The sequence below is a fragment of the Brotaphodocola sp. genome, from assembly GCF_050873365.1.
In the GTDB taxonomy this organism is placed as follows: Bacteria; Bacillota; Clostridia; order Lachnospirales; family Lachnospiraceae; genus Brotaphodocola.
In genome coordinates this window covers 127,030-152,085 of the sequence record NZ_JBNMIQ010000005.1, presented here as the reverse complement: position 1 = coordinate 152,085, position 25,056 = coordinate 127,030, and the positions used below count along the sequence as shown (strand labels likewise).

Genomic DNA, 25,056 nt, shown 5'->3' with positions numbered 1-25,056 from the left:
CATCCTTTATTTTCAAGTTGATGATTCCTTTTTTGATTTTTTACTCTTCACTCTCATCCTCATCCGCTTCCTGATGTTGTTTTCTGCGCTTCTTCCAGATCTTTCTTCCAATCACAGTCACAAGAATTCCAAGCACGATCACGGTTGCCACCACAAGTGCGATCCAATGCTGGGAAATCATGCCAAGAATTCCGGTTGGTGGCTCCTCGATCGGCTCCATCGGCTCTTGATTCATCGGATCATCCATCGACGAAAAGTCTTCCGTCACCGTCAGGGAAAGCTCCTTCTCCACCTCGGAGACATTGCCATTCTCATCCTCGTAGGAGATCGTCACCTTGATCTTTCCGTCATCCATCGTCGGCGCAATTCCGGTCAGCATACAGTCCACATTTCCGGTCTCCCCGGACTTGATGTTTCCGACATAGGCATCGGTCTTCTGAATCGAATCCGCCTCAAACGTCGCCATCACATTGTAGAGCGTCACACGCCCGGTATTGTTGATGCCAAACATCACATTCGACTCCTCCCCAACTGAGATCGAATCCGGCATCACCTCAAAGGTTCCCGTGTTGAGTCTTGGAATCTGGTACACCGGAATATCCACGGACATGCTGTCCTCCGCATTCTTGTACTCCGGGCTGTCGTACTTCGCCTTGATCGTGAGCGCGTAGGAACGCTGATCGACTCCGGCACGCGAACTCAGGCGGAATTTCACCGTCTGCGTCCCTCCAGCCGGAAGCGACGAAATGGCAACCGAAGAAGAACCTTCCGCCGTCGTGAAAACCGGGCTGTCCGAGGCTTTCTCCGACTCTACGGTCAAGAGCACATCGGAGGCGGACACACTTCCAGACGCATTCTTGATCTGAAGCGTCAAATCAAACGATTCTCCCGCAATAATCTTCTCCGGCTCCGTCGAAAATCCATCAACAATGAGTCGTGCCTTTGTGCGATCATGCTCATTAAAGTCATTCTGTTCATCTTCCTTCGGTTTGCTCGTGATGTGCACGAAGAACGTCGTCTCAAACGTCTCAAGTTCCTCTCCGGTCGAACTCTTCGAATAATAAATCTTCATCTGGATCGGATAGTACCCTGTGTAACTGTCCTGCCGGATCGCAAAACTGTAATCGAGAGGAACCACCTCATCCACACCAATCTTCTCAAACATCCGGTCATAGTTCACATCGTTGATCCGAAACGGGAACTTTGCGCTGTCTGCGTCAAGAATGATGCTCGCCTTGACGTTGTAGACCGTCGCCGGGCTGTTGTTTCTCAAGTTGATTGAAAAATTCAGCACATTCGGATATGTTCCATACGGCGTACTCTGTCCCTCTCCGAGCACAAAATCATACGTCTTCGTTCCCTCGTCATCGTCGTCGCTACTGCTTGTGGAGACCGAAATCCACACGCGGACATTCTCACTCGTCAGCTCCACCCAGCCTCCGTCATCCTGACTGCTGTCGACCTGCTCAAACACGGAAATCGGGACGGTATAATATCCATTCTGGAGATCCCGGCGCACGCGACCAGTCAAAGAGACCGTCTTTTCCTTGCCATCACTGAGCGAACCGACCGACTTGACCTTCTCAAACGTCGAATCCGTCGTCTCAAACGGGAAGGCATAGCCATACTTTAAATCATCCTCGTCCTCATCTCCAATGTCGACTCCGTTCGTATCAAAACGGATTCCGAGTCTCTTGATGTCGTGTCCCGAACTGTTTCTCAGTCGAAACGAAACCGTCATGCTCTTTCCGGTCTTTCCGCTTGGAATCTTCTCCGTAAAAATCCACTGGTTATCCGCAAATGCCTGTAACTTCCCGATTCCTCTCTCTCCCGATTCCGGCACTGCCAGAAATCCAACTGTCCATATCACGGTCAGCACGAATGCGATCCATCTGCGGAATCTTTTTTCTCTCTTCGTCCTGTTCATCTCCGTTCCTCCCTATCCTCCTGATTCGAATTACTCTGAGCGAAATCACCCTGTTCTGAATCACCCTGAACTGAATCACTCTGGCCTGAATTCCCCTGATCCAAGTTCTCATGATCCGAATCATCCTGTTCGAAATCATCCTGATCCAATTCATTCAGATCCGGATGATGCTGTTCCTCAATCTTTAAAATCTTTCCATCCACGATATGAAACTGCCTGTCCGCAAACGTCGCAAGGTGATTGTCATGCGTGACCATGACGAGCGTCTGGTTCTGCTCCCGAACAATCCGCCTCATCAATTTCAGGATCTCCATCGTTGTCTTAGAGTCGAGATTTCCGGTCGGCTCGTCCGCAAAAATAATCTTGGGATTCACGACGAGCGCTCTCGCAATTCCGACTCGCTGTTGCTGTCCGCCGGACATCGCGTTTGCCATGTGTTTCATCTGCTTCTCAAGTCCGACGAGCTTTAAATACTTCTGCGCCTTTTCATTTCGGATCTTTTTGGGGACTCCGCGAAACGAGAGCGGAAGCGCCACATTTTCCACGGCATTCAGCGTCTTTAAAAGATTGTAGGACTGGAAAATAAATCCGACATTCTCCCTGCGAAATGCCACAAGCTCATTCTCATTCATCCGCTCCATATGCTTTCCGGCAACGATGATCTCGCCCTTTGTCGGCTTCTCAAGTCCCGCGAGCATATTTAGGAGGGTGGATTTGCCGGAGCCGGAAGGTCCCACAATCGCACAGAACTCGCCTTTATACATCGTAAAGTCCACGCCATTCAACGCGTAAACCTTATTTGTTCCAACCTCATAGATCTTGTACAGATTTTTCACCCGAATCATCGGGACTCTCTGTCTTTCCATCTGCTGTTCACCCATACAATTCCCCTCATTTCAAGATGTGTTTTATTACTTCTCTTCTTTTTATAGGCTTTCCCGTACATGTGTTTGTGATACCCCCTCCTCTATAGGTGGGGGACATCCACTCTGAGTTATATGATTTGTCATGTATTTTCCCATACAAATCAAACAGATGTACGTTAAAATCCTCTCATACTCAACTTCATTATACAGGATAAAGTGTTTTCCGACACCTCTTATTTTCTTAAACTTCCTTACATATTCATTAACAAATATCCCGTTCTTTTTCCGATATTTTTCTGAGTTTTCAGAATTTTCAGGGTGAATCTTTCTCAAAAACCACCAAAAACTTTTTTCTTTTTTTTGCAAAATACAGTAGAATTTTCCTAAGAAATCCGCTATAATATGTCACGAACCAAATGACAAAACCAAAGGAGATACGCGATGAGACACATGTTAAACCCATTGGATTTCTCAGTGGAAGAGATTGACCAGCTTTTGGCACTGGCATCCGACATTGAGCAGAATTTTCCAAAATACGCTCATGTATGTAATGGTAAAAAATTAGCGACGTTATTCTATGAACCAAGTACAAGAACCCGCCTCAGTTTTGAGTCCGCAATGCTGAACCTCGGGGGAAACGTACTTGGTTTTTCTTCAGCTGATTCCAGCTCGGCATCAAAGGGAGAAAGCGTTTCTGACACAATCCGTGTCATCTCCTGTTACGCAGATATCGTGGCAATGCGCCATCCGAAAGAGGGTGCTCCGCTTGTCGCTTCGATGAAGTCCCGCATCCCGGTTATCAATGCCGGCGACGGTGGTCATCAGCATCCGACCCAGACCCTGACCGATATGATGACGATCCGCTCCTTAAAGGGACGTCTTGACAACCTGACAATCGGTCTCTGTGGCGATCTGAAATTCGGTCGTACCGTTCACTCTCTGATCGAGGCTATGGTTCGTTACCCGAACGTTCGCTTCGTCCTGATCTCCCCGGATGAGCTGAAAGTTCCGGAGTACATCCGCGACGACGTGCTTCGCGCCAACAATATTCCGTTCAAGGAGGTCAACAACCTCGACGAGGCAATGCCGGAGCTTGACATCCTCTACATGACCCGTGTTCAGAAAGAGCGTTTCTTCAATGAGGAGGATTACATCCGCTTAAAGGATTGCTACATTCTGACCAAAGAGAAACTGAAACTTGCAAAACCGGATATGTACATCCTTCATCCGCTTCCGAGAGTCAATGAGATCTCCACAGAGGTAGATGACGATCCGAGAGCCGCTTACTTCAAGCAGGTTCAATATGGAGTTTATGTGCGTATGGCACTCATCATGACATTATTGGAGGTAGAGAAACCATGCTGAACATCAGTGGATTAAGCGAGGGCGTTGTTCTGGATCACATTCAGGCTGGAAAGAGTCTGGATATCTACTATCATCTGGGTCTTGACAAGCTCGACTGCCAGGTTGCAATCATCAAGAATGCACGAAGCAACAAGATGGGTCGCAAGGACATCATCAAGATCGAGGGACCGATCGAGCACATTGATCTCGACGTTCTCGGCTACATCGATCACAACATCACAGTTAACATCATCCGTGACAACAAGATCGTGGAGAAGCGCGCTCTGACCCTGCCGAAGAAGATCGTCAATGTCATCCACTGCAAGAACCCGCGTTGTATCACCTCGATCGAGCAGGAACTGCCTCACATCTTCTGTCTGACCGATGAGAAGACGGAGACTTATCGTTGCCTGTACTGTGAGGAGAAATACTCCAAAAAGTAATCTTCTCAGTTTCGCACGATAAATTAATTTATCTATATCCTGCACAAGAAATACAGGTAGGACGCAAGTTCCTATCATACACCAAGAAACGGCACCGCCAATCAGCAGAATCTTCTACTGACGGCGATGCCGTTTTTCTGATTTGTTTTTATTGTTTTACTTTTTCGCTTCTTTGCCTCTTACCTGTCTTAGCAAATCAAATTGTTTTATCCAATTTTAATCCGACGAAAATTAGAGTTCCTCCACGATCGTTTTCACATCTGCCGGTGTCTGCGCAAGCACATCCGCTCCGGCGCCAAGAAGCTCTTCCCGGCTTCCATATCCGTAGAGCACGCCAATGCTCTTTAAGTCATTCTCCTTTGCCCCGACGATGTCGTTGCTTCGATCTCCGACCATCACGACCTGACTCTTATCGGTGATCCCGCAGGTCTCAAGCACATAACGAATCACATCGCCCTTCTTCTCTCTGCTCTCATCGAGAGTCGCTCCGCCGATAAAATCAAACCGGCGCGCAAGATCAAAATGCTCAAGGATTCGCTTTGCGGTATCCTCCGGCTTTGAGGTTGCCAGATACAGATGGTATCCTGCACTTCTCAGCTCGTCCAAAAGCTCCGGGATTCCCTCGTAGACGTCATTCTCAAACAGACCGCCCTTTCCGTCATAGTACTCACGGAAACGCTCCACCGCCTCGAGAGACTGCTCCACGCCAAATCCATAGTATTTTCTCATGCTCTCTGCTAAAGGCGGTCCGATAAACGGGCGCAGAGTACTGCGATCCGTCACCGTAATCCCGTAAGTATGCAGAGAATATTCAATCGCATTCATGATTCCTCTCGCGGAATCTGTCAAAGTTCCATCCAAGTCAAATAAAACGTGCTGAATGTTTTTCTCCATAGTTCTATCTTTCTCCTGTCACTGTGCACTTGCCTCGTTCACCTGGTCAATTCTGATCCGTCCGTCCACCAGATCCACCTTCTCAGCTCTCAGACACACAGCTTCCTCAATTTTTCTTTTTGTAACCCTATTTTCTGCAACCTTCTTTGCAATCTTCTTTGCAACTTTCTTTTTACACCCCTCTTATTATGCCATCTCACAGTGAAAAAGGCAAGGCGAAAAAACAAGTTCCTCTCATAGTCACACAAAAGGAACTGCCCCCGATCTTCTCAGGTAGCAGTTCCTTTCTGTTTTCCCTAAAAGCACCGCGCTCTCAGGAAACTTTTATTTAAAAAATTCATGTCCCCCATGCTCGAACAGATAGTGAAGCGATCCGTCAAACCATCGGACGTTTCCGTTTTGGGAAAGTTTTCGATTCATAAAGTAGAGAGCTCCCTGCGAGTAATCTTCCCCCGCAAGTGCGCGATCCACTGCTTCCACCGTGGCATCCGTCACCTTACAGCGATTGATGCTTCCATCAATCACCGGAGAAAACTGGGACTTCTGATAAACCACGCCAGTGATGCTCGCCGGAAAGGACTTGTTTAAAACGCGATTGATCACCACATTGGCGACCAGAATCCGGCCCTTCATGTCGCATCCACCGGCTTCCGCCTGAACAATTCTCTGAAGAACCGTCAGATCCTCGGGCGTGTAGGACACCACAGCCGCTGCCATCTTTGCCTCTGCCTCCTGACGTTTCCGTTCTTCCTCTGCTCTTCTTCTGGCTTCTTCCTCTTCCTGTCTTCTTCGCTCCTCCTCTACCCGGCGAATCTCCTCTTTCGTCTCTTCCACGGCCTCTTCCCTCAACTGCCGTGCATCAAGTTCTTCCTGCACATTCTTTGCCAGCGTACTTCCCGCCAGCAACTGTCCACTCTTTACCTCTTCGGTATCATGACCCGCAAGATGAAATGGTATTTTTGCTTCCGTAAGCAGTACAACTTCCTCAGTCTGTGCCACTTCTGCCTCTTCGATCTTTTCCTCGATCTCTTCTGTCTCTTCTGGACTTTCCTCCTCAGAAGAAGTCTCCGCATATGCAGTCAGAGCATTTCGCCCTCCTCCTGCAAATCCGGCTGAAGCAAAGGTCAGCACTGCAACCACCACGCTTCCCGTCATCAAGATGGCGCGTGAGCGGTACATCTGCTTTGTCACATTGACGCTTTTTACTGTCAGCGTCCGGACAAGCTGATAAACCGACTGAAGAAATGAGCATATTGCAAGCATACAATACTCCTCTCTTCGATCTTTCCGGTTCGTTTTCAAAATCTGGTTTTCGGGATTTTGATTTTTGAAATCCGTTCCGGAACTTGGAGGCGATCCCATTGCGTTTTGCTAATAAAAAGTGGGATACAAAACATGAATTTTCAAAATCGCCTGTTTCCTGGTAACTTCGCGTTACTGTTTTGTTTTTTGTTCACTCGTAACTGTTCCGTATCTTCACAGTCACGCAGTTACGTTCACTCTTATTTTGTTTTCATGATCAGTTCTTATCATTTCTCATGATTCTTCTCTCTGGCTCTTGTAGCAATCTTGTAACAATCTCATAGCTCGTAGCAAGATTGCGACTCCTGCCGATCTGCACAGTGGGCGCGCAGATCTTCCATCAGCAACGTGACTTCCGCTATTGTAGTGGGTGCTTAATAAAATGTCAATAACTCTTTCATACTTTTGTCACATCTGACACCCGGTTTTTCGCACACTTTTTGAATTTTGTACAGGACATCTAAATTTTTCTGGGGGAATCCGGCGAAATTTTGTGAATAAAATTTTTCTTTTATTACGCTTTTATTACATTTTTGTTAAATCTAACGATAGAAAAAAAGAGTCGAAATTTCTCGACTCTTTTTTATGTAAACTACTTGTCGCCCAATTTGCGAATTCTTCAAGATCTATTCCCATTTGCGCCACGCATAAGCCACACCTAAATTGGATCAAATTCTTATGAATTCTCATCAATTCTCATCAATGCTCATGAATCCTGCACAAGACTGACAAATTCTGCCTCGGTGTAAGCGCGCAGTTCCTCAGGATTTACGAGAACCTGCAAGCCTCTCTGACCGGCGCTGACCGCGATCTCATCAAAAAGCTGAGCTGTTTCTTCTATATAAGTGGGGAACTTCTTCTTCATTCCAACCGGGGAACAGCCACCGCGGATGTAGCCCGTCAGCGGAAGCAGATCCTTCACATGGATCATCTCCACCTTCTTGTCCTTTGCGACTTTTGCGACCTTCTTTAAGTCCAACTCCTCTGCGACCGGGATACAGCAGACGAGATATCCCGTCTTCTCCCCCTTGAGCACAAGCGTCTTAAATACGGTCTCCACATCCTGCCCGAGCTGGTCGGCAACATGGATGCCGGACAGATCATTCTCATCGACCTCGTAGGATTTCACGCCGTAGGAGATCCCCGCGGAGTCGAGAAGACGCATCACATTTGTCTTCTCGATCTTTTCTGCCTTCTTATTTTTGTCTTTCTTTTCTTTCATAATACCAACTACTTTTTCTATTCATTTCTCTGATACAAATCCGTTCCTTTGATATAAATGATATAAATCCCTTATCAATGCCCTAAATGCCTTTTATATCAAACCACTCAAATTCTTTCCGGATTTTACGGATTTTACTTACGGATTTACAATCTTTCCTGCGATTGCACAGGCTGCCGCCGTCTTCGGGGATGCGAGGTAGATCTCTACCTTTGAGGTTCCCATTCTTCCGAGGAAGTTGCGGTTGTTCGTTGCGACTACGCGCTCTCCGTCACTCAAGATACCGCCGGTACGTCCACAGCACAAACCGCATCCCGGATGGGTGACAATCGCACCTGCTTTGATCAGCTTTTCAAAGATGCCCTCCTTGAGTGCCTCCTCATAAACTTTTCGGCTTGCCGGAGTTACGATCATCTTCACAAACGGAGCGACTTTCTTTCCGTCGAGCACCTCAGCAGCAGCGCGCAGATCCTCGAGACGACCATTCGTACAGGAGCCGAGGAAGACCTGATCGATCACCGTGCCCTCAACCTCGGTGACGTTGCGGATCTTGTCGACCTGAGACGGGCATGCCATGACCGGAACGAAATCCTCTGCCTGATACTTCAAAGTCTTGAAGTAAACGGCATCTGCGTCGCCCTTTAAGTTCTTCTGGAAATCATTTAACTCGATCTCACAGTACTCTGCGGTCTTCTCATCCGGCGTGAAGGTTGCACACTTTGCACCTGCCTCGATCGCCATATTCGCCATCGTCATTCGGCTTGCGACCGTCATGTTCTCGATCGTGGAACCTGCAAACTCAAGTGCACGGTAGGTCGCACCGTCTGCGCCGAGGTCTCCGATGATCCGCAGGATCACATCCTTTGACATCACATTCTCCGGCAGGGTTCCGTTGATCTCCACGCGGATCGTCTCCGGAACTTTGACCCAGAGCGTTCCGGTGCCAAGGATTCCTGCCATCTCGGTATAACCGATTCCGGTTGAGAATGCGCCGACACAGCCGTAGGTCGTCGTGTGGCTGTCTGTTCCGAACACGACATCGCCCGGCTTTACATATCCAGCTTCCGTCATCAGCTGATGGCAGATACCGTCACTGCGGTGAACGTTCTTCATGCCGTACTTCTCTGCGAATGCATCGCCCACCTTGTAGTGGCGCACATCGTCCTGCTGGCTTGCCGGGACGAGGTGATCGTAGATCATCACAACCTTGTCCGGGTCCCAGACCTTTTTAAATCCCATCTCATTGAATTTATTTACAATAAACGGCATCATAATGTCGTCGAGCATGACGCGATCGACATTGACCGTCACGATCTCGCCCGGCTTTACGCTCTCTCTGCCGATGTTGCGGGCGATGATCTTCTCAATAATTGTCTGTCCCATCTTCTTTTCTCCCCACTCTTAAAGTCCGTTTCACGTTATCTTACGGCACTTTCGATTCCAAAAGTGCTTACTCGTGAATACCGTTTCTCTTCTGCATTGCCTTGACGAGACCGCCCGCATTCAGAATCTCCACCAGATTGTCCGGCAGGGACGCAATCGGGTACTTCTCCCCGTTGTGGTCAACGTCCTGATTTACGGTCACCGTGATCGTGTCGCCTTCCTTCACATGATCATGAAGATCCGGCTGTTCGATCAGAAGCAGACCATTGTTGATCGAGTTGCGGAAAAAGATGCGCGCGAAAGATTTCGCAATTACACAGCGGATTCCGAGTGCCTTCACGACCTCCGGTGCCTGCTCTCTCGAAGAACCGCAACCGAAGTTCTTTCCTGCGACAATGATGTCTCCCGGCTGAATCTGACCTGCAAGCTCCGGGCGCAGTGGGGAAAATCCATACTGTTTCATATCTTCAATCGTCTTTAATGCCAGATACTCGGTCGGGATGATGATGTCGGTGTCGATGTCATCTCCGAGAACCCAGACGCGACCTGTAAACTGTTCCATATTCTCTATTGTCCTCTCTCTTCTCTCCTAACAAATCATTAAATCATTTAGAGCTGGTCTGCGGTACAGATCTCACCCTTGATTGCGGAAGCCGTAACCGTCGCAGAAGATCCCAAGTAAACCTTGGAGCTCGGATGACCTGCACGACCCTTGAAGTTTCTCGTACCTGTGCTGATCAGCACCTCATTCTCACCGATGACACCCTGACAGCTTCCCCAGCAGACGCTACAGTTCGGGTTCATCACGATTGCACCGCTCTCCATGAAGATCTCAATCAGACCTTCCTTCATCGCCTGAAGGTAAACCTCCTGGCTTGCCGGAACGACGAGGAATCTCACATGATCGGAAACCTTGTGTCCTTTCAGGATCTTTGCGCCGACGCGCAGATCATCGATACGTCCGTTGTTGCAGGAACCAAGGAAGGCCTCATCAATGCGGACTCCGCAGACTTCCTTTGCCGGAACAACGTCATCGACAAAGTCCGGACGTGCTGCAACCGGCTGAATCTTTGACAGATCGAAGGTGTACTCTCTCGCATAAACCGCATCCGGATCACTCTCAAAGACTGCCTTCGGCTCTCTGCCTCTCTCTCTCAAGTACTCCAAGGCAATCTCATCTGCCTGGAAGATCGCGGTCTTTGCGCCCGCCTCAACGGCGAGGTTGCACAGAACCATACGGTCGTTGACGCTCAGCGTCTTTGCGCCCTCTCCGGTAAACTCCATCACCTGATAGTTCACACCGTTTGCGCCGATCTCACCGATGATCGTCAGCATCAGATCTCTCGGGTAAACGCCCTCCGGCAGTTTTCCGACGAGGTTGAACTTTACGGTCTCCGGGACAAGTACCCAGGAAGTACCGGTTACCATGCCGTAAAGTAAGTCGGTACAGCCGACACCGGTACCGAATGCGCCGAGAGCACCGTAGGTGCAGGTATGGCTGTCTGCGCCGAAGATCAGCTCACCCGGACGCACATAGTTTTCCATCATGATCTGATGGCAGACACCCTTGCCCTCCCAGAAATCGATGTTGTGCTCGCGCGCAAAGTCGCGCATCTTCTTCTGGGATGCAGCGGTCTTCGGGCTGTCAGACGGAACATTGTGATCCACGATGAAGACCATCTTCTTCGGGTCTGCAATGTGCGGATGTTTTAATTTATTGTGATACATATCGACGGTCAGATGGGTCGTTCCGTCGTTGCTCATCATGCGATCCAGATTGACCGTGTGAATATCTCCTGCCTTTACCTCCGGCACACCTGCTGCCAGAGCAATAATCTTTTCTGCGATTGTCATTCCCATGATCTTAGTCCTCCTTGTTCAGAGACGCAATCAATCCGCCCTGACTCAAAATATTCTGCATGTATTCCGGCAGTTTCGTGCAGGAATACGTCACTCCGTTTGCCACTGCAACGCCATCGGTCAGAGACAGATCCATCTCATCCCCGGTCTGTACGGCATCCGGAAGATCCTTGCAGACGATAACCGGAAGTCCGATGTTGATCGCATTCCGGTAGAAAATCCGTGCAAAAGATTTCGCCACAACTGCCTGAATGCCGAGTGCTTTTAAAACGCTCGGTGCCTGCTCTCTCGAAGAGCCACAGCCAAAGTTCTCTCCACCGACTACATAGTCACCCGGTTTTGCCTTCTTCGGAAAATCCGGATCGAGGGACTCAAACGTATGTACCTTCATCTCCTCAATATTCGGCAGTAACAAATACTGCGATGCGATAATCTGATCCGTATCCAGGTCGTTGTGAAATTTGAAAATTTTTCCCACAGACATTGTCTCTTCCTCCTTGTGCTTCAACCTTATGTTTCCACAGTTTCTCGTGTTTGTTTTTTGTTGAAGTCCTCACTGTGCCCCGCGCCCGATTACCTGTCCCATCGTACTGACCAGCTGTCCTATTAATACCGACTCGCTATCCTATGGTACCGGCCCGTTTTGCGGTCACAATCTTTTTTCTCAATAATCGTTTGTATTATATCATTTTCACTGCTATAATAACAATAGATAATACTCATATTTATCATAACAGTTAGTTATAAAATGCAAGAGTTCTGTAACAAAAACAATCTCCTTTGCTATTATCAAACATTATTTGTTGCAGTTCCCTTTATTTTTATCAAACTTATCTTTTCATTCAATTATGAAACTTGGAAATTTATAAATATTTAGAAGAGGATTAGAAGATTTACATGGATCAGAATTTATCACAGTATCGAATTTTTTATGCAGTCGCATCGGCGGGCAACATCTCGCGCGCCGCAAAGGAACTCTACATCAGCCAGCCGGCAATCAGCAAATCAATCAGCAAGCTCGAGGATTCGCTCGGGACAACGCTGTTCACGCGAGGGTCACGCGGAGTTCAGCTGACTGAGGAAGGCGCACTTCTGTTTGCGCACACAAAGGCTGCGTTTGAACAGCTCTCCGCCGGGGAACTCGAGCTCAAGCGCATCAAGGAATTCAACATGGGACACATCCGCATCGGCGTCAGCAACACGCTCTGCCGGTTTATCATGGTCTCGTACCTAAAGGATTTCATCGCACGCTACCCGCACATCAAGATCACGATCGAGAGCCAGTCCACGACGCACACTCTCTCAATGCTCGAGCAACAGCAGATCGATGTCGGACTGATCGCAGAGCCCCAGCGCCACCAGAAAAATCTCCACGTCCTGCCCGTCATGGATATCGAGGACATCTTTGCCGCCTCGCCCGCCTACTTAGAGAACCTGCGCCTGCGCGAGGGGGAGGACGCCGATGTCTTTCAGGTCGGCAACATCATGCTCCTTGACAAGAACAACATCACCCGCCACTATATCGACGACTACATGAGTCTCAACCACATCACGGCGAACAACCTGCTCGAGGTGACGACGATGGATCTGCTGATCGAGTTTACGAGAATCGGTCTCGGAATCGGAAGCGTGATCAAGGAATTTGTTCAGGAGGACTTAGAGAGCGGACGCCTCGTCCAGCTCAAGCTCGACACCCCGATCCACAAGCGGACAATCGGATTTGCCTGCCACAAAAATAGGACCTCCCGGGCGCTCGACACCTTCATGCGCTTCTGTGAAGAGCGCGCAAAAAAATCTCTGAGCGAAAGCCTCTAATTTAAATAAATAAAAGCTCCCGAAAAGTCCTATTCCTTTCATGCAAGTCGATGCTCGCAAAGACTGCAAAGACTTGGCACGTGATTCTGGTTAGCTTATGGACATCTTCCGATCAGAATCACTGCACTTTCTTATATCACTCCGTACTCTCTGAGCAGGTTTCCGATCTCCGTCTTGTCGAGACGTTTGAGCATCTCTTTCAGTGCAATCTTTTCAATAAAGTTCATATTCATGTCGGTAATCTTCTTGCCGTCGCGCAGTTTCGTCGTCGCATTCAGCAGACAGCGCAGATCAAAGACACTGCCCCAGACCTCGGGAACTCCGCGGTCAACATTGAGAAGCGTGTAGACTGCCTCCATTCCGGTGCGGATTGAGTACTCAGTCGTGAAGATCGTGTCGCGCTCGGTCTCGGCAAACTGTCCGATAAACGCGAAGTTCACACTGCCCTCCGGCACAACCTGCGGGCGGTCGCCCTTCTCGCGAGGCATGAAGAAGGCGGTGATATACGGCATCATGCACGGAATTGTGTTGGCGCTGTGCTCTGCGAGTTCCTCAATCTGGCTCTCCGGCACGCCGAGGTGGTAGAGCCACTCCATACAGATCTCTTTACCTGTACACTCGCGCATCGTCTTCTTGACAAAGTTACCCGGCTTATCCGTGAACAGACCGTAGATCCAACCGACAAGCTGTCCCTCCGGCTGAGTGCGGAACTGTGGCTGACGGTTGAACGTCCAGCTCAAAAGCCAGTTGGAATCCTTGACTGTCACGATTCCTCCGGTCACGACATTTCCGGAGAACGGGTCGCGCTTGCAGATCTTCTGCACATACGGCGGGATCTTGTCGTCAAGCGTCGTCACCGTCGCACTCATCCAGTTCGTCTTCTCCGGATCGTGGCAGAATTTGTCCGGTCTTCCAAATGACGGATCCTGGGACGCAATCTTTCGCCACATATCCCATCCACTTCCCTCTTTGAGTTCCGGCTTCCACTCTGCCGGACGGTTCTGGCTTCCGAGCGTCGAGTTCTCGACACAGCCTCCATCGGTGATAAAGAGCAGATCGTCTGCGCTCAGCGCAATCTCCTTCTTTCCTCCATCTGCAAGAACTGTGATCGATTTTGCCTGCTTTCTGCCATCCTTTATGTCGAAACGGACGTCAGTTACCTTCGTATTAAAATGGAACTGCACATGGAATTTCTTCAGGTACTCGATCATCGGAAGAATCATCGACTCGTACTGGTTGTAGCGTGTAAAACGCAGAGCAGTGAAATCCGGCAGACCTCCGATGTGATGCACATATCGGCGCAGGTAGAGTTTCATCTCGAGCGCACTGTGCCAGTTCTCAAATGCAAACATCGTTCTCCAGTACAACCAGAAGTTGGAATTCAGCACTTCATCGTCAAAGAAATCCGTTATCTTCTTATTATAAAGGTCTTCATCCGGCGTGAAGAACAGCTTCAGAATCTCTCTTGCTCCCTTGTCCGATAAACCAAACTTTCCATCGGTGTGAGCGTCCTGACCTCTCTTCTCAGTCGCACGCATCAGTGAGTAGTTCGGGTCGCGCTTATTTAACCAGTAATACTCGTCAAGCACGCTGACTCCCTCGGTCTCAATCGACGGAATCGAGCGGAACAGATCCCACATACACTCAAAGTGATTGTCCATCTCACGTCCGCCTCGCATCACATAGCCGAGATCCTCAAACAGCAGACCGTCACAGGCTCCACCCGCAACCGGATCTTTCTCCAAAATATGAATCCTCTCGCCCTTCATCTGTCCGTCTCTGACAAGAAAACAGGCACTCGCCAGACTTGCCAGTCCCGAACCGATCAGATACGCCGACTTTTTGTCCACTCCCTCCGGCTTCAGCGGACGGGCAAACGCCTCATAGTTTCCACTCGAATAATACATGAAATCGCCCTCTCTTTCCAATTATCACCTGAAATCAGTATACCCGGGATTCCAGTCAGATATGTAAGCCTGACCGAAACCCCGGGGATTCCTATTCTCTTATGATTGATATGGTATTGAAAACTATTTCTTATGTTTTCACCAGTCACATCACATAGTCTATATTGTACATCAGAATTTCAAAGAAGGCAACTGTACTTTCTTTATCTATTTTTGTTACTGTTCACGCGCCCTGCAAACAGCAACGGATTTTTCACTTTTACTCCACATCGTTGAGTGCCTGGAAGTCCTCCTCGCCGGTACGAACCTTCACAACCTTCATGACCTCGTAGACGAAGATCTTTCCATCTCCGATATGACCGGTGTAGAGCACCTTCTTTGCGGTCTCAATGACTTTCTCAACCGGAATGCTTCCGACGATGACCTCAACCTTCATCTTAGGAAGAACCGTCACATCCATCTCAACACCACGGTAACGCTCGCCGATGCCCTTCTGGATTCCACAACCCATAACCTGTGTCACGGTCATTCCGGTTACACCGAGCTCATTGAGGGCGCTCTTCAGTGCCTCATACTTCGCATATTTGGCAATGATCGAAACCTTATACATTCCGGTTCCTGCTCCACCTGCCGATCTCGTCGTCGTCACCGGAACGGAAACGGCTTTCTGCTTCTCGCTTGCCTTCTCGTAATCCGACTCACCGAGATCGGTATTCTCATTGACCTCCATGCCGGTGGAAACCTCAGACAGGTTGAATCCTGCATAGGCACTGATAAGACCATGCTCATGGTAGTCAAGACCTTCGATCTCGACCTCAGACGGAACACGAAGACCGATGAACTTGTCGATTACCTTGAAGATAATCGTCATCATCACGATTACCCAGAGCATAACGGATACAACTCCGAGAACCTGTACGCCGAAGAAATGAAAACCACCGCCGTAGAATACGCCACCGTCCTGTGCAAACAGACCGGTCAGAAGTGTTCCGGTCGCACCGCAGACACCGTGAACGGAGATTGCGCCGACCGGATCGTCAATTTTTGCCACATTGTCAAAGAACTCAACAGAGAGAACAAGAAGGATGCCGGCGATCAGACCGATGAAGAATGCACCCGTCGTCGTCACCATATCACAACCTGCGGTCACTGCGACAAGACCTGCAAGAGAACCATTTAAGGACATCGATACATCCGGTTTCTTGTAGCGAAGCCAGGTGAAGATCATAACGGTGCAGGTTGCAACTGCTGCGGACATGTTCGTGTTCATAAAGATTCGGCTTGCAGAGATCATATCTGCATCCGTGCTCATTGCTACCGTGCTTGCGCCGTTGAAACCAAACCAGCAGAACCAGAGGATGAAGACACCGAGTGCCGCTGCCATCAGGTTGTGACCTGGGATTGCATGTGCCTTGCCGTTTTTATCATACTTTCCGATTCTCGGTCCAAGGATTTTTGCTCCGATACAAGCGGAGACACCGCCGACCATGTGAACAGCTGTACTTCCTGCAAAATCGTGGAAACCGAGGGAGGAAAGCCAGCCACCGCCCCAGATCCAGTGTCCGGAGATCGGATAGACAATCAGAGAGATCAAACCGCTGTATACACAGTATGCCTTGAAGTTCGTGCGCTCTGCCATCGATCCGGAAACGATCGTCGCTGCGGTTGCACAGAAGACCGTCTGGAAAATCACATAGCAGAGAGTCGGAAGCGTTCCGAAATCATAAGTTCCGCGGATGAACGGATCAAAGCCACCGATCAGGGCGCCGGAACCGCCAAACATAATGCCAAATCCTACAAACCAGTACGCCGGAGTACCAATACAGAAGTCCATCAGGTTCTTCATGATGATGTTTCCGGTGTTCTTTGCACGGGTCATGCCCGCCTCACAGAGTGCGAACCCTGCCTGCATGAAAAAGACAAGTGCAGTACCGATCAGGGTCCAGATAACGTCGACAGATGAATACATAGATTTTTCCTCCTCATTCCCTTTTTGTAAAAAAGAAAAAAGCAGAGAGGCTGGTCTCATTTCCTTTAGCCTCTCTGCTTGGTTACGGATTATATGCTTCCTTTTCCGCTCTGTCAATCCCGCAGAATCAATTCCTTATTTTTTTAGAACTTTGATTTTCTTTTCTGTATTTTCACACAGACGCACTTAATTTTAACAGTTTTTTGATAAAAGAATCTTATCTGGTTTACAGCATGATGTATTTCAGCACAAACAGCACTGCAAGAACATACAGCAGTGGGCTGATCTTCTTCTCTTTTGCTCTTCCGCAGACCACATTGATCACAACGTAGGAGATGATTCCCATTGCGATACCCTCGGAAATGCTGTACATAAACGGCATCGCAATAACGCCGATGTATGCCGGAATCGCCTCGGTGAAATCGTCAAAATCTACTTTCAGCATCGAGGAGATCATCAAGAATCCCACGACGATCAAAGCCGGTGCCGTCGCAAACGACGGAATCGCAAGGAAGATCGGGGATAAGAACAGGGACAGTCCAAACAGGATTCCTGCAACCGTCGCCGTCAGACCGGTGCGTCCTCCCTCTGCAACGCCGGAAGCACTCTCCACGAACGTCGTTACGGTCGAGGTACCAAATACTGCACCTGCGGTCGTTGCGAGCGCGTCAGAGAGCAGAGCTCCGCGAATTTTCGGAAGGCGACCCTCCTTATCGAGCATATCTGCCTTCGATGCCACACCGATCAGGGTTCCGAGTGTGTCAAACAGATCGACAAACAGAAATGCAAACACGATCGCAAAGAAGTCCAGAGAGAACACCTTGCTGAAATCGAGCTTCATGAACGTCGGTGCCATGCTCGGAATCGCAATTCCGTTTGAAAAGTCCGGCAGAAGGCTGTATGCGCCTGCATCCGGATTGACCTGATAAATTCCGGTCAGCTGGCAGATGATTCCGAGAATCCAGGTGATCAGAATTCCCCAGAGAATATTTCCCTTTACCTGCTTAACCAGAAGAATCGCACTGATGAGAATACCGATCAGCGCAAGAAGCACGGTGATTCCCTCGGTCGAGAACGTTCCGTTCTGAACAGATGCCTTAAACGAATAGAAGGACACCAGTGTCGTGCTGTCCACAACAATTTTTGCATTCTGCATACCGATAAATGCGATGTAGATACCGATTCCCGCAGATACCGAATGTTTGAGGTTCATCGGAATCGCATTGAAAATCCGCTCACGCACATTTGTCAGAGACAGAATGATAAAAATAATACCTTCCGCAAAGACTGCAGTCAGAGCCATCTCCCAGCTGTATCCCATCTGCAAAACAACTGTGTAGGCAAAGTAAGCATTCAGACCCATTCCCGGTGCGAGAACGAACGGATAGTTCGCCATCAGCGCCATGCACAGGGTTCCGAGCAGGGCAGATACTGCGGTCGCTGTGAACACGGCACCGCTGTCCATTCCCGCTGCACTCAGAATGCTCGGGTTTACCGCCAGAATGTACGCCATCGTCATGAACGTGGTGACACCCGCCAGAACCTCGGTCTTTACGTCCGTATGGTTCTCTTTGAGATGAAACACTTTTTCCAGACTCATATTTTTTCCTCTCTTCCCGTATGTGTCCCCATTTTCCAGATTGTCGTCAACATTTGCACGGACTTTCATCTGGTCAGGATACACGCATTTTTACGCAACGTTTCTATTGTAACATCTGCGAGTGAGAAATACCAGTCTCATTTTGTCTTTTCTTTTATTTCTATTATTTTTATGAATCTTTTGATCTTTCGTAATTTTTTGATCTTTAGGTGCTTTTGGGGGTTCTAGGCATCTTCCCACTACACGCGCGCACCCTTCATCGTCTTCTTGCGCTCATACATTCTGCGGTCAGCCTGCTCTAAGAGCACTTTCAGCGTCGCTTCCGGAAATTCCGTGGAGATCGCATAGCCCCACGCAAACTCCATATGCGCCTGTCTGCTAAACTCATTGTAGTGATCCACGGTCGTCTGAATATTCGCAATCACTGCCTCCGCCTTCTCCTTGTCCGTGTGCTCCAAGATGGCGATAAACTCATCTCCGCCGTACCGACCCACAAAATAATACTCCGGAATCGAGGTGCGAAGCGCATTCGCAAAGTTCGCAATCAGCGTATCTCCGGCGAGATGACCGAGGGTATCGTTGACGCGCTTAAGCCCGTTTAAGTCAAAGATCATGACAGCCTTGGCGTCTTCCTCACTCACATTTTCGCGGTCCATCAACAGTTCCTCACAACGGCTCTTGTTCGGAAGTCCGGTGTGAAGATCGATATATGCCTTCTTCTTGAGATCCTTGTTGCTCTTCATCAGCATGACCTCCTCGATCGACTGCTGAATCATCGAGCACACAATCAGAATCATCACGACGCTGAGCGCCCGCTCGAGCTGACTGATCCTCGTCGCACACTTCTGCGAGTAGATCTCCGCTGCGCTGACCGTATCGTCCGCAAGGTGGAAGTAGGTCTCACTCATCGAGAGCAGGTCGGTCTGCCCGTATCCCTGTCGCTTGATGATGTCAATCTTCTTTTTCAAGAGTTTCCAGTAATTGTACTGAAGCTCCAAATATCTCTGGTAGTCTTCATCGTTCAGACTTGTCAGATGATACTTTCCACCGCCGTGAAGCAGACCGTCAAAAATATCATCGAGGTATTTTTCCAGATCATTGTCGCCCTTTCCGGCGATCTCGAGCTTCACCATGCGCTGAGTCGCTCCCCGCAAAATTCCGGCATAGTTGACGACCCTCGCATCTCCCTGAATCTTCGATACCTCTCTCATCATACAGAGCGTCATTCCGATCATGAGAAAAATCAAGATTCCCTGTATCACTTTCTGAATATTTTTCCCGTATCGCTGATGGTGTTCTCTTACCTTCTCCCTCAAACTTTTTTCCATCTGCACATTCTCTCCCCCTTCTTAAATGATCTGTATCTGCACAGATCTCATCGCCATATCCCGCTCCTCATACAAAAAATAACAGATAGCCCCATCCTTTCCGCAAAAATAGCGAAATAGCGACAATATCATGATAAATCGTATCATTTTCCATCATATGAGTCAAGCAAATCTGCAAAACGCAATTTATACATCCTCCTATCAAAATCACTGCGCATATACAAAAAGAGACAGGTGCTCGTTTGTGGGGAAGCACCTGTCTCCTATCAGTCAATTTTTATATAGCAGTGTTTGATTGGTTTGACATCACGTCAGTTAAAAATATATAGGTTGGTTGAAGGATTAGTTCTCGCTTACATGCGGAAGAATGGTCTCTACCTCTGCGTGCGGACGCGGAATTACATGTACGGAAACCAGCTCGCCAACTCTCTGAGCTGCTGCTGCGCCTGCATCGGTTGCTGCCTTTACTGCGCCTACATCACCGCGAACCATAACGGTTACCAGACCACCACCGACAAACTCTTTGCCGATCAGGGTTACGTTTGCTGCCTTTACCATTGCATCAGCTGCCTCAATAGATCCTACCAGTCCCTTTGTCTCGATCATTCCCAGTGCATCGTACTTCATCTTTGTTTCCTCCTGATTTCTTTCAAATTTTATTATTTAATATTTGTAATAAAAACACACATTTTTAGCGCACAATTCTGACGGTTGAAGAAGAGCCGAGTCCCATTGCATTTGCCTCTTCCATATCCAGATGACATTCCAGTCCGGACTGCTCCGTCACACGGATCACCGTATTTCTCAGAATGCCTCCGCGCATTCCGTCCACCTCAAGGCAGACGCTCTCTCCATCATGCACACCGAAACGCTCTGCGTCGGACGGCAACATGTGAATGTGGCGCTGTGCGATCATCACGCCGTTTTTCGTCTGAACCGAACCCTTCGGTCCGACAAGGGTGATTCCCGGAGTTCCCTCAAGATCACCGGAGAGCTTCACCGGTGCCTTGACTCCAAGTTTGAAGCAATCTCCTGCGAGAATCTCGATCTGACTTGCCTTGCGGACAGGTCCAAGAATCCGGACTTTCTCGATGGCTCCCTTCGGTCCACACACCGTCACCGTCTCCTTGCAGGCGAACTGTCCCGGCTGGGAGAGATCTTTGAGCTTTGTCAGCTCATATCCTGCGCCGAAGAGCTTCTCAAGATCCTCGGCAGAGAGATGGACATGACGGTTGGAAACGCCGACCGGGATTGCTCCGCTCTCCGGCTTTTCCTCGGAAGCCGTCTTCGCGTCTGTGCCATTCTTGACTGCTTCCATAATAAGTTTCATAAGTGCTTCGCACTGATCCATGGATGACTTCCTCCCTGTATTTTTCTTTCTTGCTTCTTTCCTTATTTATTCATAGAGGAGATCAGCTGGCGAACAAGGTCTGCCAGATGAGCATCGTCTGTGAATCCGGCACTTGCCTGCTCCAACTGGTTCTGGCTGGTCACGGTCTGCTCCACAGAAGCTCCGCAACTGCCTGCGCAGTGGCTCTGCTTCTTCTCAAAGGAAGCGACGATGTCTGCCGGGCTGAACTCATGTGCACAGGATGAAGTTGCCGGTGCGGTTGTGGTCTCACAGCAGGATACCGGTGCGGTTGCCGTATTTCCAGTTACCTCCGGATGATGGAAGGTGCGGTCATCCTCGATCAGAGTTGCGCAGTTCTTCAGTCCGTATGCGACTTTCTTGATGTTGATCAGATTTAACGGGCTGACATTCTCGGAAACGGAGCTTCCGCCACAGGTACCACAGCCGAGGGTGAATGCCACATTCAGTCCGGTGCTGATTCCGGTTCCGCCCATGCTTCCGCCGGTGTTTACAAGAATTCTCGATGCCGGTTTTACAGCGAACTTGCGGACAATCTCATCGTCCTTCGTGTGAATGCTCATCGTGTGGCCGATACCGTTCTGTAACAGATCCATGCTCAGGTGGCAAGCCTCCTGCCAGTCTTTTACGGTGTAGAATGCGAGAACAGTTGTCAGCTTCTCGTAGGAGAGCGGGTAACCGTCGCCAACTCCGTCCTGTCCACCGATCAGAACCTTTGCAGTCTCCGGAACGCTGATTCCTGCTGCCTGTGCGATTACCTGCGGGGTACGTCCAACAAACTTTGCGTTCATTGCATGACCGCCGTTCTTGAACAGCAGACGGCAAACCTTCTCGGTCTCCTCGCGGGTCATGAAGTATGCGCCCTGACGCTGAAGCTCTGCGACAACCTCGTCATGGTTGCACTCCTCACAGATGATTGACTGCTCGGAAGCACAGATCGTACCGTTATCGAAAGTCTTGCTCGCCATGATTGCGGATACAGCAGATTTCACATCTGCGGTGCGCTCGATGTATGCCGGGGAGTTTCCTGCGCCAACACCGATTGCCGGCTTTCCTGCGGAGTAAGCTGCCTTTACCATGCCCGGGCCACCGGTTGCGATGATCAGAGCCACTTCCTTGCAGTGCATCAGCTCATTCGTTGCTGCCATTGTCGGGGTGGAGATACAGCCGATCACGCCCTCCGGAGCACCTGCCTTCAAAGCAGCCTCCTTCATCACCTCTGCTGCGCGCAGGGTACATTTTGCAGCGGACGGATGCGGGGAGAAGACAATCGCATTTCCTGCCTTGATCGCGATCATCGACTTGTAGATAACCGTGGAAGTCGGGTTCGTGGACGGAACGATTCCCATGATCAGTCCAGCCGGTGCTGCCACCTCAAGAATTCCTCTCGCCTTATCCTCAGAGAGAATTCCGACGGTCTTCATATCGCGGATATCCTCGTAAAGCAGGGTGGATGCTGCATGGTTCTTGTAAGTCTTATCGAGAACCTTTCCAAATCCAGTCTCTTCCACTGCCATCTTTGCCAGACAGGAAGCGTGCTCCTCTGCTGCCTCAATCATACTGCGCAGAATCTTGTCAATCTGCTCTGCTGTCATGCATGCCATCTTTTTTGCTGCCTCAGCACCCTGACGCGCCAGATTTCTTGCTTCCTGAACGGAACGCAAATCCAGATCAAAATTTTCCATTGTTTTATCCTTTCCTCTCACATTTTCTATCACAAATCCCCGTTAAGAGATCCTATATCTGATTCCACTAGATCTGATACCACTGTCTCAGCTCTTCCATCAGCTTTGACTTGTTCGCTCTCGAGATCTCTCTGCCTGCGATTCCAAGCTCCGGGTAAGTTCTTGCCAGACTGCGAAGTTTTGTCACATGGGTCTTTTCAAGCTCCGAAAGAAGTGCCTCTTTGCCTTCCTTCTTCACAAGCCAGTCACAGTACTCCCGGCTCAGCGCCCCATTCTTTCGTTCCAAAACCTGCTCAGCTTCCAGATCCTCTTCCTGTCTCGATTCCGGATCGCTCTCTGCCTTCGGCTCATCCGTCATCACATCGTTCCCAGAATCTTCCGTCTCAAGACGCTCTGTCTCAGAACCTTCGATTTCAGAACCTTCGATTTCGGATTTCGCTTCTTCTATCTCAGACTCAGAATCTTCCGTTCTCTCTTCGATCTCTTCAGAATCCTCTGAGTTTTCAAAGTTTCCGGAAGGATCAGAAGGATCTCTCGGATCGAACATCCCTGCCACTTCCTCATGCGGTCGTGCAATGATGTGACTCGTCACCAGATGTCCCTCTCCGAAACGCTTCACCGATGCCGTACCGGCATCGACTGCTGAATGAACCGCCGATACATCGCCGGTCACCGTGATCGTCACGAGACCTCCTCCGATTATCGTCTTTTCCACAAGAGTCACATCCGCACTCTTGAGCATCGCATCAAGCGCCTCAATCGCCGGAACCAGTCCTCTCGTCTCAATCATTCCAAGTGCCTGCATGTGCTACATCCTCCTTACAGAAGATCTGCCCAGTTTGCCGGGTAAGTGGAATAGAAGACTCTCGCCTTGTCCGGAGATCCCCAGATTACCTTTGAACCGGACGGAACAAAGAGAACATCACCGGCATTTGCCGTATATTTCTTTCCGTCAATCGTGACGGTCAGAGTTCCTTCTATTACATAGTCAATCTCCTCATACGTCAGCTCCCAGGCAAACTCTGAGTGATCGATCACAAGGAAACCTGCACTCATGTGAGACTCATCCTTGCTCACCAGCTCCTGATAATAAGCGGTCGCATTCGGATCTCCCGTATCAAATACATCCATCTTGACCGTCTTTCCGCGAACGACTTTCAGTCCATTCGCATGGGACTCGGACTCATACGGCTTGTTGTTACAGCATTTTAACAGCTCTCCAAGTAACCCCTTATCCATCAGAACTTTCAGCATCTGGTAGATCTGATCGCTCGTGATTCCATCTGCCCCACAGATCTCTGCCGGTGCTTTCTCGGATGAAACCGCCTTTGCCGGCTCTGCCTTCGGTTCCTCATCACAGAAGGTAATGCCAAATGTATCTGCGGCATCCCGTGCTGCCGGTGTCACAATCGTCTGCGGTCCTACCACACAGACCTTTTTTCCCTCATTGCTCAGAGCCTCAATGTCTCCGGCGCAAATCAGACGCTTCATGACTTCACTCCTCTCCATCTATCTCCCTGCCCTTCAAAGATTTGTTCTTCAAAGATTACTCTTCAAAGATTTCCTCTCTAAAGAGTTATTCTTCAAAGGTGCAGTCCTCATCGATAATTCCTGTCACCACCGCATCGACCGGACTCTCATCGTTCTCCATCATGCGTCTTGCGGATGATCCGGTTGTCACGAGGACCCGGTCTCCGATTCCGGCACCGATCATATCGACGACGACAAGTCGCTCTCCGGCTCTCGTTCCGCCGATCATCTCGGCTAACATCAGCTTGCATCCGTTTAAGGCTTCCGCCTTTCGCGTCGCCCAGATGTTGTCTATCAATCTCGCCGTTACCATTCCTCCCGGTCCTCCTTCTCCCGCCTGCGGATCTCCTCGATTGCCGATTCCACCGAAGCGGTATCTCCAAAGATCGCAAGCATAATCATACTCTGGGGGCAATTTCCGCGGATATCCTCCACGGTCACTCCCACGGCTTTCTCCGCCACATCCGCCGCACAGACCATGTCGATCAGTCTTCCCTGAACAAGTCCGATGGCATCCACGCACTCAAGCGATTTCGCCATTCCGCTTCCCTTTCTCCTTGAGAGAATTTCCAGGGTGCCCTGACCGGGCGATTTGATGATCCGGTACTCCAT

General features: G+C 49.5%; 23 protein-coding genes and 1 pseudogene. 3 read left to right on the top strand and 21 right to left on the bottom strand.

What is annotated here, in order from left to right; genetic code table 11:
- Window positions 1–40: 40 nt before the first annotated feature.
- The 3 genes from ACR0QT_RS04380 to ACR0QT_RS04370 are packed head-to-tail and all read right to left on the bottom strand — an operon-like array spanning window position 41 to window position 3,159.
- Window positions 41–1,927, bottom strand: a complete 1,887-nt coding sequence (locus ACR0QT_RS04380; RefSeq protein ID WP_432629664.1) for a CARDB domain-containing protein — start codon at window positions 1,925–1,927, stop codon at window positions 41–43.
- Complete coding sequence (locus ACR0QT_RS04375; RefSeq protein ID WP_432629663.1) at window positions 1,924–2,808, bottom strand: ABC transporter ATP-binding protein; 885 nt, start codon at window positions 2,806–2,808, stop codon at window positions 1,924–1,926. Before ACR0QT_RS04375 ends, ACR0QT_RS04380 begins: the two co-directional genes overlap by 4 nt.
- Before the next feature lie 45 nt (window positions 2,809–2,853).
- Window positions 2,854–3,159, bottom strand: coding sequence for a hypothetical protein (locus ACR0QT_RS04370; RefSeq protein ID WP_432629662.1), 306 nt, complete (start codon window positions 3,157–3,159; stop codon window positions 2,854–2,856).
- Window positions 3,160–3,234: 75 nt separating this feature from the next.
- Here ACR0QT_RS04370 and pyrB point away from each other — a divergent pair, with 75 nt between their 5' ends.
- Together pyrB and ACR0QT_RS04360 are read left to right on the top strand one after the other, a co-directional pair.
- Window positions 3,235–4,158 carry an aspartate carbamoyltransferase gene (gene pyrB / locus ACR0QT_RS04365; RefSeq protein WP_432629661.1) on the top strand — a complete coding sequence of 308 codons (924 nt, stop codon included), beginning with the start codon at window positions 3,235–3,237 and terminating at the stop codon, window positions 4,156–4,158.
- Entirely contained in the window at window positions 4,152–4,580 is a 429-nt protein-coding gene (locus tag ACR0QT_RS04360; protein ID WP_432629660.1) for an aspartate carbamoyltransferase regulatory subunit, read from the top strand. The genes pyrB and ACR0QT_RS04360 overlap by 7 nt, the downstream gene beginning before the upstream one ends.
- A gap of 231 nt (window positions 4,581–4,811) precedes the next feature.
- Here ACR0QT_RS04360 and ACR0QT_RS04355 read toward each other — a convergent pair whose 3' ends face one another.
- The 7 genes from ACR0QT_RS04355 to leuD form a co-directional block, all read right to left on the bottom strand.
- On the bottom strand, window positions 4,812–5,474 hold the full coding sequence (locus ACR0QT_RS04355; RefSeq protein WP_432629659.1) for an HAD family hydrolase: 663 nt from the start codon (window positions 5,472–5,474) through the stop codon (window positions 4,812–4,814).
- 324 nt (window positions 5,475–5,798) lie between these two features.
- Window positions 5,799–6,737 (bottom strand): cell wall hydrolase, encoded by a 939-nt coding sequence (locus tag ACR0QT_RS04350; RefSeq protein WP_432629658.1) that lies wholly within the window; start codon window positions 6,735–6,737, stop codon window positions 5,799–5,801.
- Between the two features lie 745 nt (window positions 6,738–7,482).
- A complete protein-coding gene (gene ybaK / locus ACR0QT_RS04345; protein ID WP_432629673.1) occupies window positions 7,483–7,959 on the bottom strand; it encodes a Cys-tRNA(Pro) deacylase in 477 nt (158 codons plus the stop codon).
- Between the two features lie 177 nt (window positions 7,960–8,136).
- A complete protein-coding gene (locus ACR0QT_RS04340) occupies window positions 8,137–9,381 on the bottom strand; it encodes a 3-isopropylmalate dehydratase large subunit (protein ID WP_432629657.1) in 1,245 nt (414 codons plus the stop codon).
- A 67-nt stretch (window positions 9,382–9,448) separates the two neighbouring features.
- Window positions 9,449–9,943: a 3-isopropylmalate dehydratase gene (locus ACR0QT_RS04335; RefSeq protein WP_432629656.1), complete on the bottom strand. Its 495-nt coding sequence runs from the start codon at window positions 9,941–9,943 to the stop codon at window positions 9,449–9,451.
- A gap of 47 nt (window positions 9,944–9,990) precedes the next feature.
- Complete coding sequence (locus ACR0QT_RS04330) at window positions 9,991–11,241, bottom strand: 3-isopropylmalate dehydratase large subunit (RefSeq protein WP_432629655.1); 1,251 nt, start codon at window positions 11,239–11,241, stop codon at window positions 9,991–9,993.
- Between the two features lie 4 nt (window positions 11,242–11,245).
- Entirely contained in the window at window positions 11,246–11,725 is a 480-nt protein-coding gene (leuD, locus tag ACR0QT_RS04325) for a 3-isopropylmalate dehydratase small subunit (protein WP_432629654.1), read from the bottom strand.
- A 413-nt stretch (window positions 11,726–12,138) separates the two neighbouring features.
- Here leuD and ACR0QT_RS04320 point away from each other — a divergent pair, with 413 nt between their 5' ends.
- A complete protein-coding gene (locus tag ACR0QT_RS04320; protein WP_432629653.1) occupies window positions 12,139–13,056 on the top strand; it encodes a LysR family transcriptional regulator in 918 nt (305 codons plus the stop codon).
- A 131-nt stretch (window positions 13,057–13,187) separates the two neighbouring features.
- On the opposite strand, the gene ACR0QT_RS04315 is transcribed toward ACR0QT_RS04320, so the two are convergent.
- The 11 genes and pseudogenes from ACR0QT_RS04315 to ACR0QT_RS04265 form a co-directional block, all read right to left on the bottom strand.
- The gene (locus ACR0QT_RS04315) at window positions 13,188–14,963 is read right to left on the bottom strand and encodes an oleate hydratase (protein WP_432629652.1); all 1,776 of its coding nucleotides are present in this window, start codon (window positions 14,961–14,963) and stop codon (window positions 13,188–13,190) included.
- 259 nt (window positions 14,964–15,222) lie between these two features.
- On the bottom strand, window positions 15,223–16,932 hold the full coding sequence (locus tag ACR0QT_RS04310) for an ammonium transporter (RefSeq protein WP_432629651.1): 1,710 nt from the start codon (window positions 16,930–16,932) through the stop codon (window positions 15,223–15,225).
- Between the two features lie 226 nt (window positions 16,933–17,158).
- On the bottom strand, window positions 17,159–18,532 hold the full coding sequence (locus ACR0QT_RS04305) for an NCS2 family permease (RefSeq protein WP_432629650.1): 1,374 nt from the start codon (window positions 18,530–18,532) through the stop codon (window positions 17,159–17,161).
- Between the two features lie 239 nt (window positions 18,533–18,771).
- The gene (locus ACR0QT_RS04300; RefSeq protein ID WP_432629649.1) at window positions 18,772–19,860 is read right to left on the bottom strand and encodes a GGDEF domain-containing protein; all 1,089 of its coding nucleotides are present in this window, start codon (window positions 19,858–19,860) and stop codon (window positions 18,772–18,774) included.
- 342 nt (window positions 19,861–20,202) lie between these two features.
- Window positions 20,203–20,487 carry an ethanolamine utilization microcompartment protein EutM gene (gene eutM, locus ACR0QT_RS04295; protein WP_027640772.1) on the bottom strand — a complete coding sequence of 95 codons (285 nt, stop codon included), beginning with the start codon at window positions 20,485–20,487 and terminating at the stop codon, window positions 20,203–20,205.
- Window positions 20,488–20,551: 64 nt separating this feature from the next.
- On the bottom strand, window positions 20,552–21,211 hold the full coding sequence (locus ACR0QT_RS04290; protein ID WP_432629648.1) for a phosphate propanoyltransferase: 660 nt from the start codon (window positions 21,209–21,211) through the stop codon (window positions 20,552–20,554).
- A gap of 41 nt (window positions 21,212–21,252) precedes the next feature.
- A complete protein-coding gene (locus ACR0QT_RS04285) occupies window positions 21,253–22,914 on the bottom strand; it encodes an acetaldehyde dehydrogenase (acetylating) (protein WP_432629647.1) in 1,662 nt (553 codons plus the stop codon).
- A 553-nt stretch (window positions 22,915–23,467) separates the two neighbouring features.
- Window positions 23,468–23,719, bottom strand: a pseudogene (locus ACR0QT_RS04280) (BMC domain-containing protein); the annotation flags it as partial.
- A gap of 14 nt (window positions 23,720–23,733) precedes the next feature.
- Window positions 23,734–24,405 (bottom strand): cupin domain-containing protein, encoded by a 672-nt coding sequence (locus ACR0QT_RS04275; protein WP_432629646.1) that lies wholly within the window; start codon window positions 24,403–24,405, stop codon window positions 23,734–23,736.
- An 85-nt stretch (window positions 24,406–24,490) separates the two neighbouring features.
- Window positions 24,491–24,757 (bottom strand): EutN/CcmL family microcompartment protein, encoded by a 267-nt coding sequence (locus tag ACR0QT_RS04270; protein WP_308451318.1) that lies wholly within the window; start codon window positions 24,755–24,757, stop codon window positions 24,491–24,493.
- A complete protein-coding gene (locus ACR0QT_RS04265; RefSeq protein ID WP_432629645.1) occupies window positions 24,751–25,056 on the bottom strand; it encodes a BMC domain-containing protein in 306 nt (101 codons plus the stop codon). Before ACR0QT_RS04265 ends, ACR0QT_RS04270 begins: the two co-directional genes overlap by 7 nt.

Excerpts from the sequence above, each read along its gene's own strand:
- ACR0QT_RS04360 (WP_432629660.1), top strand. The coding sequence starts at position 4,152 with ATGCTGAACATCAGTGGATTAAGCGAGGGCGTTGTTCTGGATCACATT.
- ACR0QT_RS04315 (WP_432629652.1), bottom strand. The coding sequence starts at position 14,963 with ATGTATTATTCGAGTGGAAACTATGAGGCGTTTGCCCGTCCGCTGAAG.
- ACR0QT_RS04340 (WP_432629657.1), bottom strand. The coding sequence starts at position 9,381 with ATGGGACAGACAATTATTGAGAAGATCATCGCCCGCAACATCGGCAGA.
- ACR0QT_RS04305 (WP_432629650.1), bottom strand. The coding sequence starts at position 18,532 with ATGAGTCTGGAAAAAGTGTTTCATCTCAAAGAGAACCATACGGACGTA.
- leuD (WP_432629654.1), bottom strand. The coding sequence starts at position 11,725 with ATGTCTGTGGGAAAAATTTTCAAATTTCACAACGACCTGGATACGGAT.
- ACR0QT_RS04350 (WP_432629658.1), bottom strand. The coding sequence starts at position 6,737 with ATGCTTGCAATATGCTCATTTCTTCAGTCGGTTTATCAGCTTGTCCGG.
- ACR0QT_RS04270 (WP_308451318.1), bottom strand. The coding sequence starts at position 24,757 with ATGGTAACGGCGAGATTGATAGACAACATCTGGGCGACGCGAAAGGCG.
- pyrB (WP_432629661.1), top strand. The coding sequence starts at position 3,235 with ATGAGACACATGTTAAACCCATTGGATTTCTCAGTGGAAGAGATTGAC.
- ACR0QT_RS04380 (WP_432629664.1), bottom strand. The coding sequence starts at position 1,927 with ATGAACAGGACGAAGAGAGAAAAAAGATTCCGCAGATGGATCGCATTC.
- ACR0QT_RS04320 (WP_432629653.1), top strand. The coding sequence starts at position 12,139 with ATGGATCAGAATTTATCACAGTATCGAATTTTTTATGCAGTCGCATCG.
- ACR0QT_RS04335 (WP_432629656.1), bottom strand. The coding sequence starts at position 9,943 with ATGGAACAGTTTACAGGTCGCGTCTGGGTTCTCGGAGATGACATCGAC.
- ACR0QT_RS04300 (WP_432629649.1), bottom strand. The coding sequence starts at position 19,860 with ATGGAAAAAAGTTTGAGGGAGAAGGTAAGAGAACACCATCAGCGATAC.
- ACR0QT_RS04265 (WP_432629645.1), bottom strand. The coding sequence starts at position 25,056 with ATGGAGTACCGGATCATCAAATCGCCCGGTCAGGGCACCCTGGAAATT.
- ACR0QT_RS04330 (WP_432629655.1), bottom strand. The coding sequence starts at position 11,241 with ATGGGAATGACAATCGCAGAAAAGATTATTGCTCTGGCAGCAGGTGTG.
- ACR0QT_RS04375 (WP_432629663.1), bottom strand. The coding sequence starts at position 2,808 with ATGGGTGAACAGCAGATGGAAAGACAGAGAGTCCCGATGATTCGGGTG.
- ACR0QT_RS04290 (WP_432629648.1), bottom strand. The coding sequence starts at position 21,211 with ATGGATCAGTGCGAAGCACTTATGAAACTTATTATGGAAGCAGTCAAG.
- ACR0QT_RS04285 (WP_432629647.1), bottom strand. The coding sequence starts at position 22,914 with ATGGAAAATTTTGATCTGGATTTGCGTTCCGTTCAGGAAGCAAGAAAT.
- ACR0QT_RS04310 (WP_432629651.1), bottom strand. The coding sequence starts at position 16,932 with ATGTATTCATCTGTCGACGTTATCTGGACCCTGATCGGTACTGCACTT.
- ACR0QT_RS04275 (WP_432629646.1), bottom strand. The coding sequence starts at position 24,405 with ATGAAGCGTCTGATTTGCGCCGGAGACATTGAGGCTCTGAGCAATGAG.
- eutM (WP_027640772.1), bottom strand. The coding sequence starts at position 20,487 with ATGAAGTACGATGCACTGGGAATGATCGAGACAAAGGGACTGGTAGGA.
- ACR0QT_RS04355 (WP_432629659.1), bottom strand. The coding sequence starts at position 5,474 with ATGGAGAAAAACATTCAGCACGTTTTATTTGACTTGGATGGAACTTTG.